The organism is Streptomyces sp. NPDC002536 (assembly GCF_053594995.1).
In genome coordinates this window covers 14690-28868 of the sequence record NZ_JBSFWU010000098.1, presented here as the reverse complement: position 1 = coordinate 28868, position 14179 = coordinate 14690, and the positions used below count along the sequence as shown (strand labels likewise).

The 14179-nt window shown below is 71.0% G+C and carries 14 protein-coding genes; 7 read left to right on the top strand and 7 right to left on the bottom strand.

The features are described 5' to 3' along the window. Positions 1 to 169: 169 nt before the first annotated feature. The 4 genes from ACWD4B_RS28210 to ACWD4B_RS28195 form a co-directional block, all read right to left on the bottom strand. Positions 170 to 1558: an erythromycin esterase family protein gene (locus tag ACWD4B_RS28210; RefSeq protein ID WP_451423399.1), complete on the bottom strand. Its 1389-nt coding sequence runs from the start codon at positions 1556 to 1558 to the stop codon at positions 170 to 172. Further along, the gene (locus tag ACWD4B_RS28205) at positions 1555 to 2490 is read right to left on the bottom strand and encodes a carbohydrate kinase family protein (RefSeq protein WP_451423398.1); all 936 of its coding nucleotides are present in this window, start codon (positions 2488 to 2490) and stop codon (positions 1555 to 1557) included. Before ACWD4B_RS28205 ends, ACWD4B_RS28210 begins: the two co-directional genes overlap by 4 nt. After that, positions 2487 to 3437, bottom strand: coding sequence for a pseudouridine-5'-phosphate glycosidase (locus tag ACWD4B_RS28200; protein ID WP_451423397.1), 951 nt, complete (start codon positions 3435 to 3437; stop codon positions 2487 to 2489). Before ACWD4B_RS28200 ends, ACWD4B_RS28205 begins: the two co-directional genes overlap by 4 nt. A 145-nt stretch (positions 3438 to 3582) precedes the next feature. Continuing rightward, positions 3583 to 4098, bottom strand: a complete 516-nt coding sequence (locus ACWD4B_RS28195; RefSeq protein WP_451423396.1) for a GNAT family N-acetyltransferase — start codon at positions 4096 to 4098, stop codon at positions 3583 to 3585. A gap of 291 nt (positions 4099 to 4389) precedes the next feature. Here ACWD4B_RS28195 and ACWD4B_RS28190 point away from each other — a divergent pair, with 291 nt between their 5' ends. After that, on the top strand, positions 4390 to 5079 hold the full coding sequence (locus tag ACWD4B_RS28190) for a G1 family glutamic endopeptidase (RefSeq protein ID WP_451423395.1): 690 nt from the start codon (positions 4390 to 4392) through the stop codon (positions 5077 to 5079). 35 nt (positions 5080 to 5114) lie between these two features. Here the strand turns inward: ACWD4B_RS28190 and ACWD4B_RS28185 are convergent, their stop codons facing one another. After that, positions 5115 to 5855, bottom strand: coding sequence for a polysaccharide deacetylase family protein (locus ACWD4B_RS28185; RefSeq protein ID WP_451423400.1), 741 nt, complete (start codon positions 5853 to 5855; stop codon positions 5115 to 5117). A 220-nt stretch (positions 5856 to 6075) separates the two neighbouring features. On the opposite strand from ACWD4B_RS28185, the gene ACWD4B_RS28180 reads away from it, so the two are divergent. Further along, the gene (locus ACWD4B_RS28180) at positions 6076 to 6639 is read left to right on the top strand and encodes a hypothetical protein (protein ID WP_451423394.1); all 564 of its coding nucleotides are present in this window, start codon (positions 6076 to 6078) and stop codon (positions 6637 to 6639) included. 82 nt (positions 6640 to 6721) lie between these two features. Here the strand turns inward: ACWD4B_RS28180 and ACWD4B_RS28175 are convergent, their stop codons facing one another. Next, complete coding sequence (locus ACWD4B_RS28175; protein WP_336412030.1) at positions 6722 to 7270, bottom strand: MarR family transcriptional regulator; 549 nt, start codon at positions 7268 to 7270, stop codon at positions 6722 to 6724. A gap of 98 nt (positions 7271 to 7368) precedes the next feature. Between ACWD4B_RS28175 and ACWD4B_RS28170 the strand changes: the two genes are divergently transcribed. Continuing rightward, positions 7369 to 8292: an ABC transporter ATP-binding protein gene (locus tag ACWD4B_RS28170; RefSeq protein WP_451423393.1), complete on the top strand. Its 924-nt coding sequence runs from the start codon at positions 7369 to 7371 to the stop codon at positions 8290 to 8292. Continuing rightward, a complete protein-coding gene (locus tag ACWD4B_RS28165; protein WP_451423392.1) occupies positions 8289 to 9908 on the top strand; it encodes an ABC transporter permease in 1620 nt (539 codons plus the stop codon). Before ACWD4B_RS28170 ends, ACWD4B_RS28165 begins: the two co-directional genes overlap by 4 nt. A 280-nt stretch (positions 9909 to 10188) precedes the next feature. On the opposite strand, the gene ACWD4B_RS28160 is transcribed toward ACWD4B_RS28165, so the two are convergent. Next, positions 10189 to 10833, bottom strand: a complete 645-nt coding sequence (locus tag ACWD4B_RS28160) for a TetR/AcrR family transcriptional regulator (RefSeq protein ID WP_451423391.1) — start codon at positions 10831 to 10833, stop codon at positions 10189 to 10191. 949 nt (positions 10834 to 11782) lie between these two features. Here ACWD4B_RS28160 and ACWD4B_RS28155 point away from each other — a divergent pair. From ACWD4B_RS28155 to ACWD4B_RS28145, 3 genes are all read left to right on the top strand, one after another. Then, positions 11783 to 12109, top strand: a complete 327-nt coding sequence (locus ACWD4B_RS28155; protein WP_390775225.1) for a hypothetical protein — start codon at positions 11783 to 11785, stop codon at positions 12107 to 12109. 103 nt (positions 12110 to 12212) lie between these two features. Then, positions 12213 to 13586 (top strand): hypothetical protein, encoded by a 1374-nt coding sequence (locus ACWD4B_RS28150; protein ID WP_451423390.1) that lies wholly within the window; start codon positions 12213 to 12215, stop codon positions 13584 to 13586. 95 nt (positions 13587 to 13681) lie between these two features. Then, positions 13682 to 14113 carry a nuclear transport factor 2 family protein gene (locus tag ACWD4B_RS28145; protein ID WP_451423389.1) on the top strand — a complete coding sequence of 144 codons (432 nt, stop codon included), beginning with the start codon at positions 13682 to 13684 and terminating at the stop codon, positions 14111 to 14113. The last annotated feature ends 66 nt before the right edge of the window (positions 14114 to 14179 follow it).

The following is a 14179-nucleotide window of genomic DNA, read 5'->3' as shown; positions in this document are numbered from 1 at the left end:
CCCGTCAGGGGCGCGGGGAACTGCGCGACCAGCCCCCACCGGCCCGCAGCCGACGCACCACCCCAGGGGTCCGGGGCGAAGCCCCGAGAACCTCGGCGGCAGGCGCGTCATGGCTGAGCGCGCAGTTCCCCGCGCCCCTGACGGGGCGCGAAGGGGCGCCGGACACGGCCTAGCGCGCCGGGGCCGGATCCGCCGACGGCAACAGGTCCGATGCGTGCACCTGGTGCAGGTGCACGACGGCGTCGTACGCGCGGCCCAGCGCGAGCGGCGGTGCCGGCTGGTTCGGGTACCGGCCGGGGATGACGAACGTCGGACGGGCCGTGTTCAGCCAGTCGCGCACGGCCGGGTCGTGGCCTGCCGCACGCAGGTCGACGTAGAAGTCGCGGTAGCGGACCTTGTCGAGGGTGTATTCATTGCTGCCCGGCGCGGCGGGGCCGACCGAGAAGACCCCTTCTGCATCGGCCGACGTCCGGGCGCGGTAGTCGCCTTCGTAGAGGGACGTGCCGACGGCCAAGTACTTGCTGCCGATGAGCTCGCGCAGGGCCGCGCCCGTGGTGACGGGGTAGTAGGCGGGCATGACCGTCTCGTAGGAGATGTGACCGTCGTGGGCGGACACGACGACGCGGTCACCGGTCTGCCGCTGCCACCACACGGCGATCTCCGCCATGACGCGGTCGCGTTGGCGGCCCATGGCGGCCGCCTGGGCCGGGTCGTCGATGTCGAAGGTGTAGGACGTGGCCAGCTGGGAGATGATCCAGGCCTCTTCGAGCACGCGGGGATCCTGCTTGTCCGCCTTGGCCAGCAGCTGATGGGCGGCCGCTGCGTCCTCGGCGATGGCCTTCCGCTCGGCGAGCGGCTTGGCGTTGTGCGCGGCCATGCGCGTGGCGACCCCGCCGGGCAGGGCGCGAAGTGCCGCGTAGCGGCTGCGCAGTTCGGGTACGAGGGCGGGTTCGTGGGCGGCAGCCCAGGTCAGGATGCGCTCGTACTGCTCCGGGCCGGCGTCGGAGAAGTCCATGCCCACGACGTGGACCTTGTGGGCGCTGGTGCGGTTGTGCTCCCGCATCCAGCGGAACATGGTGAGGAGTTCCTCGGTGTTCAGCAGCAGGTACCCGTCCTGGAACTCCTCGCGCATGATCTGCTGCGGGTCGCCCTCGCCGGTCAGGACGTAGGTGTTCAGCCGGGCCGCCGCCGACCAGCTCATCTCCGTGGCGAGGGCGGAGAACCCTTCCCGCTCGACCAGGTACCGGAACAACCGGTCCTTCACGGTGAAGACTTCCTTCGAACCGTGCGAGGCCTCGCCGAGGCCGACGACCGTCGCGCCCCGGGTCATCGCACCGAACGCGGCCAGGTCGCTCCCGGAGCCGCCGGGTGCCGTGCTGCGCAGCGGATGGGCGTGCCGCTGCAGTCCCGCCACCACCGCCCGGTCCGGGGCGGCAACGGCGGAGGAGGAGCCGGCCCGCGGCCCGGCTGCCGCCGTCGCGGAGGCGGCCGGGACCAGGAGTGCTGCCAGGGCGAGGGCCACGGCCAGGGGGGTGCGGCGTAAAGTCACGTGCGTCATAGAGGTGTTATACCCGGGGGCTTCTGTGACTGCTGTGGCGGGCGCCCGCCGATGACGGTCACCGCCTCGGCGCCTGCCCGGCAGCCGAGGCGCGCAGCGGTGACCGGGTCGTGGCCCGCCAGACAGGCCGCCAGGCACGCCCCGGTGAAGGCGTCACCGGCGCCAGTGGTGTCCACGACGGTGACGGCCTCGGCCGGAACCCGGCCGACGACCGCGCCGGAGCGGGCCACCACCGCGCCCCGCGGGCCGAGAGTGGAGACCACGAGCGGAAAGTTCCGGCTCAGCTTCGCCACCGCGTCCCCGGGCTCCGGCAGTCCCGTGAGGAGTGCCGCCTCGTCGCAGTTGGGCAGCAGAACGTCCGCCCCGGCAACGGCCGTCAGGAAACGGTCCACACCGAAGCGGGCGATGAAACCCGCCGAGGCCGGGTCGACGCTCACCGGCACGGACCGGGCACGGGCCGCCTCCATCGCCAGCCGGGCGAGCGCGCGGCTCGCGTCGGCGAAGAAGAGATAGCCCGAGACGTGCAGGTGTCCGACTCCGGCCAGCAGGCCGTCGCTCCAGTCGGCGGCGGACAGGCGCAGCACCGCGCCGCTGTCGGTGAGGAACGTCCGCTCGCCGTCCGCGCCGACCAGGGAGACGACCGTGCCGGTGGGGACGTCGGGGTCGAGCACCAGATGCGGGCGGACGCCTGCTGCGCGCAGCGAGCGCTCGTGCCAGTCCGCCGCATCCTGCCCCACCCGGGCCAGGATGCGCACGTCGCGGATGCCCGAACGGGCCGCCCAGCAGGCCACGTTGGCACCCGCGCCGCCCGGGAGGGTGGTGATGCGGGCCTCGGTGTCGGTCGCGGGGGCGAGCGGTGTGCGGTGGCGGGCGACGACATCGGTCACCACATCGCCGACGACGAGCAGCGCCCCGCCCGTACCGCCCGTCATGACACCGACGCGTACGCCACGGCGACCTCGGCCGCCAGCCGCACATTGCCGCGCACCGCGGCCACGTTGGCCTCCAGCGATGCACCACCCGTGTGCCGGACGAGGTGGTCGAGGAGGAAGGGGGTGACGGCCTGGCCGGAGATCCCCTCCCGGGCGCAGGCTTCCAGCGCCCCGGCCAGCACGCGGTCGTGCAGCGCCGGGTCCAACTGCTCCGCTTCGGAGACCGGGTTCGCGACGACCAGCGCCGAGGGCGGGCCTCCGAGCGCGTCCTGGGCGCGCAGCACGGCGGCGACCTCCTCCGCCGACTCGGCCGTCCAGTCGACCGGTTCGCCGGAGCTGCGCAGGTAGAAGCCCGGGAACTGCGTGGTGCGGAAGCCCAGGACACCGATGCCCAGCGTCTCCAGGCGCTGCAGCGTGGCCGGCACGTCCAGGACCGACTTCACCCCCGCGCAGACCACGGCGATCCGCTCGCGGGCCAGGAGGTGCAGGTCCGCCGACTCGTCCTGGGTCCGCGTCCACTCCCGGTGCACCCCGCCCAGGCCGCCCGTGCCGAAGACCCGGATCCCGGCCCGTGCGGCCAGGAACGCGGTCGCGGACACCGTCGTCGCCCCGCTCGCACCCGCGGCCACGGCCGGTGCCAGATCCCGGTGCCCGAGCTTGCGGATGCCGTCCTCGCCCGCCACCCGCGCCGACTGCGCCTTGTCCAGGCCGATACGGGGCCGCCCGTCCAGCACCGCGATCGTCGCGGGAACGGCGCCGCCGTCCCGCACGAGCTGCTCCAGCTCCTCCGCCACCGCGAGGTTCCGCGGCCGCGGCAGGCCGTAGGCAATGATCGTCGACTCCAGCGCAACCACCGGCCGACCGCGGTCCAGCGCCTCCCGCACCTCTTCCGACACGACGGTCACGGCCGTCACGGCCGGCAGTCGCCCGGCTGACACCTCTGGCATCGCAGGTCCCTTCTGTCGCACCACACATGGCACTGCTCGATGGATCCTGGCGGCACGGATCCTTTCCCAAACCCGTGCGGCCGGAAGCCTTCGGCACCTTGGCCGACGGGCCTCCGGCCGCACGGGCAGCGCGGTCGCCTGTGCGTCAGATCTCGAAGGGTGCCGCGTAGCGGACGGTGCCGCGCGGCAGCGGGCGGGATTCGTCCAAGGAGAGGACCATCAGGGCCTCGTCCGGGACGTCGAAGGTCACGCCGATGCCGTGGGCGGAGGCGCGGGTGAAGCCGAAGCGCGGGTAGTACTCCGGGTGTCCGAGGACGACGACGCAGTGCTCGCCCTTCTCCTCGGCCGCGTTCAGGGCGGCGCGGACGGCGGCGGAGCCGGCACCGCTCCCCTGCTGCTCGGGCCGTACGGCGACGGGGGCCAGGCACAGGGCCGGGGTGTCGCCGATGTGGCAGCGGGTCAGCAGGGCATGGCCGACGAGCGTGCCGTCCGGGCCGGCGACGACGACGGACAGGCCGTCGATCCAGGAGCCGTCGGCGCGCAGGGCGTCGACGAGGTCGGCTTCGAGCAGGGTGTCGAACGCGGCGAGGTTGATCTCGCGGATGGCGGGAATGTCGGCACCGGTCTCGGCGCGAGTGATCCACTGGTTGCGGTTGCGCATGGCGGGAAGAAGATCCGTTCCATGGTGAGGTGCATACAGGGAAAGCCCCGTGAGCTCACACGCTCGGCGAGGCGGGAGTGAGGGAACGCGCCGTCATCAGCCCCACCTCCCCCTCATTCCCGTATCGGATCACCACGAACTTCTCGAACGTAGCACGCACCGCCACGACCCGTCCTGCGAATTTGTTCGCACAATTCACACAAGCAGAGCCGCGGCGGCGGTCGCTCATGAGGGTGAACACGCCCGGACCGCACCCATGACCGTCGGACATACCGGGCAAAGAGGACGGCCATGGGCATCAAGGCATGGAGGAGAAAGCGCGGGCGCATCGCGGCAACTGCGATGTGCATCGCCGTACTCGCACTTCCCCAGGGAGCCGCACACGCGGCCACCGCATCCGCGACCCCTGTCCTGCATACGTACCTGGACAGCAACTGGGGCGGCTACGTCGCACAGGGCAGCTTCACCGGCATCAGCGGTTCATGGACCGAACCGCACGTCACCTGCGGAAGCACCAACGACCTGTTCGCCCCCTGGGTCGGCCTGGACGGCTTCGGGTCGAACACCGCCGAGCAGACGGGCGTGCAGACCGACTGCTCGACCGGTTCACCCGTACTGTCCGCCTTCTACGAGATGTATCCCGGCCCGCCGGTGTACTGGAACGACCCCGTGCGCGAGGGCGACAGCATCACCGCCTCCGTCGTCTTCAACGGCGGGGACAGCTACGCCTTGACGCTCACCGACACCACCCAGGGCTGGACCGAGCGCGTGAACCAGAACATCGAAGGGCGCAACGCCAGCGCCGAGGCGGTCATCGAGTCGCCCTCGCAGAGCTACCCGTCCTTCAGTCGCCTGACCTTCACCGGCGTCACGGTGAACGGGCAGCCGTTCAGCAACGCCAAACCCCTGCCGCTGTCCAGCGGGGGCTACACACCGGGACCTCTGTCCGGCGGATCCTTCTCCCTCACCCAGTCGTCCTGAACCGGTCGTCCTGAACCGGTCGGCCAGCGCCCGGGCTACGCCTTGGGGAAACTGAAGGTGTAGCCCTGCTCCTTGAGCCAGGGCAGCAGTTGCTCCAGGGCCTGCATCGTCTGCGCGCGGTCCCCTCCGCCGTCGTGGAGCAGAACCGTGGGCCCGTTCACGAGCTGCCGCTTGACCGTCGTGACGATGGTGTCGGCGCCGGGCTTCCGGTAGTCGCCCGGGTCCACGTTCCAGCCCAGGCTGCGCATCCCGTGGGCGGCGGCCAGTTGACGGCTCTGCGGGGTGAACGCGCCGCCGGGTGCCCGGTAGTAGCGGAGCGGCGCCCCGCCGGACGCTTCGTCGATCATCCGCTTCGCGTCGAGGATCTCCTTGCTCTGATAGGCCACGGGCTTCTTGTCCATGGCGGTGTCGTGGCTCACCGAGTGGTTGCACAGCCGGTGCCCCGCCGCGACGACCTTCTTCACCAGGTCCGGGTGCGCCTGGGCGTTGGGGCCGGTCATGCAGAACGTCGCCTTGGCGCCGAAGGAGTCCAGTATCTCCAGTGCCTTGGGGGTCCACGTCGGGTCGGGGCCGTCGTCGAGGGTCAGATTGACGGCCTTGCCCGGGTCCTCCGCCTGCCGGGAGATGCTCATCTCGACGGCGGGGGCGGGCAGATCGGGGTCCGGCCGGTTGTCCTCTGCGGCGCCCGCCGGGCCGTTCGGCCCCAGCACCACGGCGCACGTCAGCGCGGCCATCCCCGTCAGCGCCGCCCCGAGCGCGCCCAGGGTGCCCCGCATCGCCGTGAACTTCGCCCTGGCCTTCTCCGCCTTGACCTTCTCCGCCGTGAACCCCGACCTCATCCGACCGCTCCCTGTCGTCGCCTGTCAGGTGAGCCAATCACGCGAAAAACGACGAAAAGGGGCTTGTCATCGTCCGGTCATGGAATGCGCACGCAGTGCGTGCGAGGCGGTGAAGTGACCGGCCGGAGCCGACGTCGTTGCACAGCGTATGCGGAGTATGCGGATTCTCAAGCGGCCGAAGCTCGTCCTCGCTTCCTTCGCCGCACTGACGGCACTCGGGGCCATCGGCGCAGCCCTGGTCGGCCCTGCGCTCCCGATCACCGGCAAGAACACGTTCTGCCTGGCCAAGGGCACCGGCACGAGCCTGACCGGGATCGAGGGGGCGTCGACCTCGGGGGGCTGTGCGACTCTGTCGGGCAAGGGCACGCTCTCCACCGACCTGACGGCCGGCGAGATCCCGCTCCAGGGCGGCCTGCGCCTGTACACGCCCCAACACCGGCTCGACGTACACAACTTGATCATGCGCATCGACAGCCGCACGGCGACGGCGGACCTCTCGATCGACGGCGCCCGGCCGGCCCATGTCACCTTCCTCACCTACTCGATCAACCCCGGGCACGTCACGGTCGCATACCCGTCCGTCAGGACCACCTCGGTTTCCCTGCACCTGGCCGACTCCGCGGGCCCGTCCTTCCTCAGGGCCTTCCCGGCCAGTCCGGTCGGCGTCCACGACAAGCTCTTCGTCTACAGCGGAACGGCCGAGTTCACGAAGGTGCAGTAGCCCGGCGCCTCCGCCGGGCGCGGGTTTCCCCGTACGGGTCGTCGCGGATCACCACAGATCGCCGCAGATCGCCGTGGATCGTCTACGCGCCGGACGACGGCACCGGCGGGAGGTCCAGGGTCGCGCGGTGGGCGCGCCAGCGCTCCAGCATGGTCTGCATCTCGCCCTGCAGGAAGTGCATGAACGCCGCCGTCTCGATCAGCCGCACCCCCGCGGGAGTGCTCACACCGCCGAGGGTCTCCGCGCCTTCGCGGAGGAGCTTCTCCCAGCGGGCGAGCAACTGGTCGCGGCGGGTGAGGCTCTCGTACCAGATCTCGTTGTGCACGACGTACCGGTCGCGGCGCGAGCCGGGCTCGCGCTCGCGGCTGACCATGTCGACCTGGGAGAGGTAGCGGACCGCGCCGGATACGGCGGCCGGGCTGATCTGCAGAGCCAGGGCCAGCTCCGCCGAGGTCATCGAGGCGCTCTCGGAGGAGAGCAGGGCCGCGAAGACGCGGGCGGCCATCCGCTGCATGCCCGCCTCGGCGAGCTCGGAGGCGAACCGCTCCACGAAGCGGGACACCTCGTCCGGGCCCCGGTCCGCCGGTGCCGCTCCGGCGCCGTCACTGCTCTTGCCGCTCTTGCCACTCATGGGCCCGCCGCCTCCTTCGTCCGCCCTGTCCCGCACTCTTGAACTTTACATGGTTCCTTATCTTCACAAGTTCGTGAAACTACTGTACATTCAAAAACATGACGAAGGCCATCACGGTCGCCGGACTGCACAAGTCGTTCGGGCGCACCCACGCACTGGACGGCCTCGACCTCGCGGTCGAGGCCGGTGAGGTCCACGGCTTCCTCGGGCCCAACGGCGCCGGGAAGTCCACCGCCATCCGCGTCCTGCTGGGGCTGCTGCGCGCCGATTCCGGCGCCGCCCAGGTGCTCGGCCGGGATCCGTGGCACGACGCGGTGGAGCTGCACCGGCACATCGCATACGTACCGGGGGACGTCACACTGTGGCGCAACCTCTCCGGCGGCGAAGTCATCGATCTGTACGGGCGGTTGAGGGGCGGCCTCGACGCGCAGCGGCGCGCCGAGCTCCTCGACCGCTTCGAGCTCGACCCCACCAAGAAGGGCCGCACCTACTCCAAGGGGAACCGGCAGAAGGTCGCCCTGGTCGCCGCGTTCGCCTCGGACGTGGAGCTGCTCATCCTGGACGAGCCGACCAGCGGCCTCGATCCGCTGATGGAAGAGGTCTTCCAGAGCTGCGTCGAGGACGAGCGCAATCGCGGCCGGACCGTCCTGCTGTCGTCCCACATCCTCAGCGAGGTCGAATCGCTCTGCGACCGGGTCAGCATCATCCGCAAGGGCCGGACCGTGGAGACCGGTTCGCTCGCCGAGCTGCGGCATCTCACCCGCACCTCGGTGACGGCCGAGCTGGCCGGCCCGCCCGACGGGCTCTCCCGGCTGCCCGGGGTGCACCACCTCGACGTCCAGGGCCTGCAGGTCACGTTCCAGGTGGACACCGACAAGATCGACGCGGCGCTCCGCTCGCTCACCGCCTCCGGGGTCCGCTCGCTCGCCTCGACTCCCCCGACCCTGGAGGAGCTGTTCCTGCGCCACTACCAGGACGACATCGGCAGCAGCGCACCCGGCGAAGCGGCGGCCTCGCGATGACCACGGCAACCGCCCCCGCAATCGCCCGCCACCGCAGGCCCTCCGGCCGGCTCGCCGGTACCGGTGCCCTGTTGCGGCTCGCGCTCCGCCGGGACCGGCTGATGCTCCCGGTGTGGATCCTGGCGCTCGGCGGAACGCTGGTCAGCGGGGCCGGCACCCTGGCGAAGCTGTACGACACCGCGGCCAAGCGGGCCGACCTCGCCGAGTCGATGAACGGCAACAGCTCGCTGCGCGCCCTCTACGGCCCGGTCTTCGCCGATTCCCTCGGCGCGCTCAACGCCTGGCGGCTGGGCGGAGCCATGGCCGTGCTGGCCGCCGTGATGAGCCTCATGATCGTTGTGCGCCACACCCGGGACGAGGAGGAGACGAGCCGCCAGGAACTGCTGTCCTCGGCCTGTGTGGGGCGGCACGCGCCGCTCACCTCGGCCCTGCTGACGGCACTGCTCGCCAATGCCGGCGTGGCTCTGATCACCACGGCGGGGCTCGCCGGGTCGACCGGTTCCGCGGCGGATTCGGCAGCGCTCGGGCTCACCGTCGGCGCGACCGGGATGGCATTCGCCGGTGTCGCGGCGATCACGGCGCAGCTGACCGAGAGCGGGCGGCTCGCCAAGGGGCTCGCGGGGGCCGTGCTCGGCGCCGCCTTCGTGCTGCGAGCGGCGGGCGACACCTCGACCCGCGATGCCTCGTCGGTGCTCAACTGGCTCTCCCCGCTGGGCTGGGCGGAGAACGTGCGGCCCTACGCCGGCGAGCGCTGGTGGGCGCTGCTCCTGCTCGTGGCGGCGGCCGCGGCCCAGAGCGCCGTGGCCTACGCACTCGCCGGGCGACGCGACATCGGCATGGGGCTCGTGCCGCCCCGGCCGGGCCCGGCCGAGGGACGCATGACCACCGCGTACGGGCTCGCCTGGCGTCTGCAGCGCGGCGCCGTCACCGGCTGGACGGCCGGATTCGCCCTGGCAGGGCTGTTGTTCGGCGGCATGGCCAAGGGAGCGACGCGGCTGCTCGGCGACAACGAGCAGACGAAGGAGATGTTCCAGCGCATGGGCGGCCAGACCGGGCTCACCAACGCCTATCTCGCCGCCATCATCGGCCTGCTCGGCATGGTCGCCGCGCTGTACGCCGCGCAGTCGGTGCTGCGCCTGCACAGCGAGGAGACGGGAGGCCGGGCCGAGCCGGTCCTTGCGAACGCGGTGGGCCGACTGCCGTGGGCCGCAGGCCACTTGGTGATCGCATTCGGCGGCTCGGTGCTGCTGATGACGGTGGGCGGCCTCGGCCTGGCGGCCGGTTGCGGCGAGGGCTTCGGACGGATCCTGGGCGCCGCGCTGATCCAGGTCCCGGCGATATGGGTCCTGGCGGGTCTGACGGTGCTGCTGTACGGGGCGCTCCCGAAGGCGGCCCCGGCGGCGTGGGGCGTCGTCGGGGTCTGCCTCGCCCTCGGCTGGATCGGCCCCGCCCTGAACCTCCCTCAAGCCGCCCTGGATCTCTCCCCCTTCGGCCATCTCCCCAAGCTGCCCGGTACGCCGATGCACTGGCTCCCGGTCCTGAGTCTGCTGATCCTGGGGATTGCCCTGACCGGCGCAGGCCTGGCGGCGCTGCGGCGGCGGGACATATCCGGGTGAGCGGGAGCTCGACGGCGGACCGCTGCCACGGTGAGGTGAACACCCCTCCCGGCCCGGACCCGCACCCCCGTGGCGTGTCCGGGCCGACCGCCTCACGAGAAAGTGAACCATGCGGTTCACAAATTGTCAGGGGAATATCCTGCTGCCGTGATGCGGCGTCAGTGGCATCAAGTGGGCGGCATTCAGGGGCGATCCACTCCCGTGCCCACGCTCTCGGCAGTGAACTTGCGGCGCACCGGCACGCGGACCGAACCCTGCGCTGCCGACCCGTCGGCCCCCCTCAACCCCCGGCGGCCTCCTCCCGCTCCAGCGCGCGGACCAGCGCCTCGAACCCCGCGTCGACGCCCACGGAATCCCCGCTCGTCGCCAGTTCGAGCAGCAGGCCCCGGAGCGTCGCCAGAGTCATCGCGGCGACCTCCAGCCTGCGTCGGTCGGACCAGTCCGCCGGGCAGAGGGACAGTACGGCGGGCAGGTACTCCTGCGCCGCCGTCCTGGCGATCCCGCCATGACGGCCGGGGTTGCACATGGCCAGGCCCACGGCCTGCTCGAGCACCCGCGCCCCCGACTGCTCCCTCTTCAGGGCCGGCCACGCGGCGCGTACACGTGCTGCCAGCGTTCGGTGGGCCGGATCACGGGCGGCGGCAACCAGCGCGTTGTCCATGTCCGTGCGCCGTTCGCGCAGCGCGAGTACCGCCTGCCGGAGCAGGTCGTCCGCTCCGTCGAAGTGGTAGAGCAGCACCTTGTGCGTGGTGCCGGCCGCCCGTGCCGCGCGCCGGAGCGAGAAGTCGGGGATTCCGTTGGCCGCGAGGTCGTCGGCGACCCGGTCGAGCAGTTCCCGGCGTCTGGCCTCGCCCCGCGGAGAGCCTGCCGACCGCCGATAGCCTGCTCGTACTGGTGCGCCATCGTCGGCAGAGGTGGTGTTCACCATGCCAGTGTCCACGGCCGCTCACCGCACGATCCAGCGGCGGCCGTGACGGCTTCCGCACCCGGCCCCCGGGCCGACGTCGGCCCGGGCGAACGTTCCACACCTGACAGGGTTTTCGCCAACACCGTCAGGGCGCTGCACCGTTTACCCCCTCCCGGGGGACCGCTCCGACACGACTGGGTGATCAGCGCATTGGCGACGTGTCGTGTATTCCTATTCGGGCTAGCCTCTGTGGGGGACGGCAAGGACACGGACAGCCACGGCTGTTGTGTCCGTATGCGCCGGCGGGGGCGAACGGTGGAGGGCCGGGCGCGACGGCGTCGTCCCAGAGGGAGGGAACCAGGGATGGGGTCCGCCGTGACCTTCGGAGAGCTCGACCGGGTATGCGGGGAGGAGCTTCCGCCGCGTATCGCGTTGTCGAGCGTCTCACCGGCAGGCGCCGAACAGGCCGTGTACCCGATGCTGGTGAGAACGGACCACGGGACGACGGTGGCCTATGCCTGTCAGTATCGACAGGATGCCCCCAGCCCGGGTCTCCTCGTCGCGTTGGGGTTGGCTCCGAGCACTCCTGGGTACACCACCACCTGTATTCCCGCGGCCATTTCCCGTCAATGACCGCCGCACCTGTATTCATCGACTTCCTGACTTCACCGATCGACTTTCCACCGATCGACTTTCCACGGAACTGACCGGCCCGGCCGGTCGGTTCACGGGTGACAGCTCGCCCTGTTCAGTTTCGCCGTATCACCGCCGACGACAACCAGCAGCGCGCACGCGGAAGTCGAGCGCATTCGCATGCCTTCAGACGCCTTCGTACGCCTGCACGTCGTCGGAAGACAAGGATTCGTCCTTGGCGCCCTCCGCAACGGGGGCTCTTCGAGGACGATTTCGGGTTGCCGCTCCGGCGATCCGAATGCGGAAACCGCGGAAACGAGAGAAAGGGAACGGCATGGAGAACCCCATCAGCTTCGAGGAGCTCGACAAGATCGCGGGCGAGGTGCTGCCCGAGCGGACCGTCCTGGGCGTCCTGGCCACTCCGTTCAACCACGGGGGCGGCCCCGGCAGCAGCGCCGGCGCCGGCAGCAGCAGCTCCGCGGCGGCCACGGGCGGCGGCGTCTTCGCCCCCGCCCCCAGCGACCACGGCACCACGATCCTGTCGTCCTGCCAGTCCATCGACCGGCAGGGAACCCCGGGGCTGCTCGGTTCGCTCGGCCTGGGCTCCGAGAACCCTGCCAGCAACATGACCTGCACCCCCGCGGCCATCTCGAGCCACTGATCGGCCGGCGGCTCTCCGCAGCCGCCAGGGAGGGCCGGGTGCACCCGGCCCTCCCCCACTGTCGCAGGCCGTCCGCCCGCCCCGCCATTCCTGGAGAGCGCCCATGTCCCTGCCATCCGCCCCGCGCACCGGCGAGGCCGGGTCACCACCGGGGCGGCGGCGAGCGCCGGACGGCCGGGGCGGGGAGCCCGGGCTGGTGGACGGGACGGAGCTGGTCGGCGAGTTCGAGGACTCCGGCTACCGCGAACCGCCCCACCTGGTCTGCCGCCCCGACGGTCAGCTCGTGCGGCTCCCGGCCCTGCTGTACCGGGTCGTCAGAGCGCTGGACGGCCGGCACCGGGAGCGTCAGGACGGGCCGCCGGACGACGGCCGGGCGATCACGGCGCTGGTGGCGGACGAGCTCAGCCGGGAGACGGGCCGGCAATTCACCGCCGCGCACGTCGCATTCCTCATCGACGAGAAACTCGCACCGCTCGGCATCACCACCCACAGCGACGGTTCGCCGCCTCCGCCCACACCCAGGACCGACCCGTTCCTCTCCTTCCGTTTCCGGCTGGCGGTCGTCCCCGAGCACGTCACCTGGTTTCTCTCGGGGCTCTTCGCGTGGCTGTTCCGTCCGCTGCTCGTCGCGCTCGGCATCTGTGCCTTCGTGGCGGGTGAAGCGTGGCTGTGGACGACGCAGAACACCGGTGCCGCACTGCAGGAAGTGCTGTCGGCCCCGTCCAGCGTTCTCCTCGTCGTTCTGCTGGCCGTCGCCTCGTGCGCCTTTCACGAACTGGGCCACGGCGCAGCGTGCCGGTACGGGGGCGTACGGCCCGGCGCCATGGGATGCGGCATCTATCTCGTGTGGCCCGCCTTCTACACCGACATCACCAACTCCTATCGGCTGGGCCGTGCCGGGCGCATCCGGGCCGACTTGGGCGGCGTCTACTTCAACGCACTGTTCACTCTCGGGCTGCTGGGCGTTTACGCGCTCACCGGATTCCCGCTGCTTCTCGTGGCGATCCTCTCCGTCCATCTCGAAATCATTCAACAGCTGCTTCCCACGCTGCGGTTCGACGGCTACTACATCGTCGCGGACCTGGTCGGCATTCCCGACCTCTTCAAATACATCGCCCCCATTCTCAAGCGGGTCCTGCTGCGCAGGCCTCAGGACGACCGGCTCCGGGATCTCAAGCGATGGCCTCAAATCGTCGTCACCGTATGGGTCCTGTTCCTGGTTCCGGCGCTCACCCTCCAGTTGGGCATGGTGGTCGTCAATCTGCCCCAACTGCTCCAGGCGGACTGGCAGACAGCGGTCCTGCTGATCGCACGCGCCGGCGCGGCGGGCCTTCAGCCGCTCGCGGTGCTCTCGGCCTGCCTCCAGATCCTGCTGCTCGCACTGCCCGTCGCCGGTCTGCTGCTGGCGCTGGTGCGGCCGTTGCGCTCCTTCGTCCGGTTCGTCTGCCGAGCAGGCCGACTAATCAAGTTTGACTAATGAATCGCTCCGGCTTACCTTCGTGGCAGTAGGTCCGGCATGCCTGACGCTGCTGCCGGTACGTCCCATGTGTGCACCAGCACGGAGGAGAGATCGTGACGGTTCTGCCCGACACCGGCTACTGCCCCACTGACGAGGAACTGTCCGGAATCCAGAAGTGGTTCGCCGCGTACGACGCAGCCAGTGGCCGACGCGACATCGAGGCCATGGCCGACGCCGCGGTCTTCCCGCTCAACCTCGTGAGCGACGACTCCGCGGGGCAGGGGGCGAGCACCCAGTGGGACCGGCAGCAGTTCGTCGCAGCCATGACCCGCATCATGGGGGACGGTGACGAGGACATCACCTTCGAGTCCACCCGCACCCCGGTCTTCCTCGGCCCCTCCCTCGCCGTGGTCTTCACCGACTCGGTCATGACCGTGGAGGGGCGGACACAGCGGCTGCGCTACGCGGACATCCTCGTCCGGCGGGGCGACTCGTGGGCGTTCCAGACCATGATCCAGGGCGGTTGGGGAGACCAGTTGGCCTGACCGGTCACGCGCGCCCGCCACGCCTGGGCCTGGGCGGTGTACAGCGCGGCCGACGGCAGCACGGAG

Excerpts from the sequence above, each read along its gene's own strand:
- ACWD4B_RS28210 (WP_451423399.1), bottom strand. The coding sequence starts at position 1,558 with ATGACGCACGTGACTTTACGCCGCACCCCCCTGGCCGTGGCCCTCGCC.
- ACWD4B_RS28205 (WP_451423398.1), bottom strand. The coding sequence starts at position 2,490 with ATGACGGGCGGTACGGGCGGGGCGCTGCTCGTCGTCGGCGATGTGGTG.
- ACWD4B_RS28200 (WP_451423397.1), bottom strand. The coding sequence starts at position 3,437 with ATGCCAGAGGTGTCAGCCGGGCGACTGCCGGCCGTGACGGCCGTGACC.
- ACWD4B_RS28195 (WP_451423396.1), bottom strand. The coding sequence starts at position 4,098 with ATGCGCAACCGCAACCAGTGGATCACTCGCGCCGAGACCGGTGCCGAC.
- ACWD4B_RS28190 (WP_451423395.1), top strand. The coding sequence starts at position 4,390 with ATGGGCATCAAGGCATGGAGGAGAAAGCGCGGGCGCATCGCGGCAACT.
- ACWD4B_RS28185 (WP_451423400.1), bottom strand. The coding sequence starts at position 5,855 with ATGCGGGGCACCCTGGGCGCGCTCGGGGCGGCGCTGACGGGGATGGCC.
- ACWD4B_RS28180 (WP_451423394.1), top strand. The coding sequence starts at position 6,076 with ATGCGGATTCTCAAGCGGCCGAAGCTCGTCCTCGCTTCCTTCGCCGCA.
- ACWD4B_RS28175 (WP_336412030.1), bottom strand. The coding sequence starts at position 7,270 with ATGAGTGGCAAGAGCGGCAAGAGCAGTGACGGCGCCGGAGCGGCACCG.
- ACWD4B_RS28170 (WP_451423393.1), top strand. The coding sequence starts at position 7,369 with ATGACGAAGGCCATCACGGTCGCCGGACTGCACAAGTCGTTCGGGCGC.
- ACWD4B_RS28165 (WP_451423392.1), top strand. The coding sequence starts at position 8,289 with ATGACCACGGCAACCGCCCCCGCAATCGCCCGCCACCGCAGGCCCTCC.
- ACWD4B_RS28155 (WP_390775225.1), top strand. The coding sequence starts at position 11,783 with ATGGAGAACCCCATCAGCTTCGAGGAGCTCGACAAGATCGCGGGCGAG.
- ACWD4B_RS28150 (WP_451423390.1), top strand. The coding sequence starts at position 12,213 with ATGTCCCTGCCATCCGCCCCGCGCACCGGCGAGGCCGGGTCACCACCG.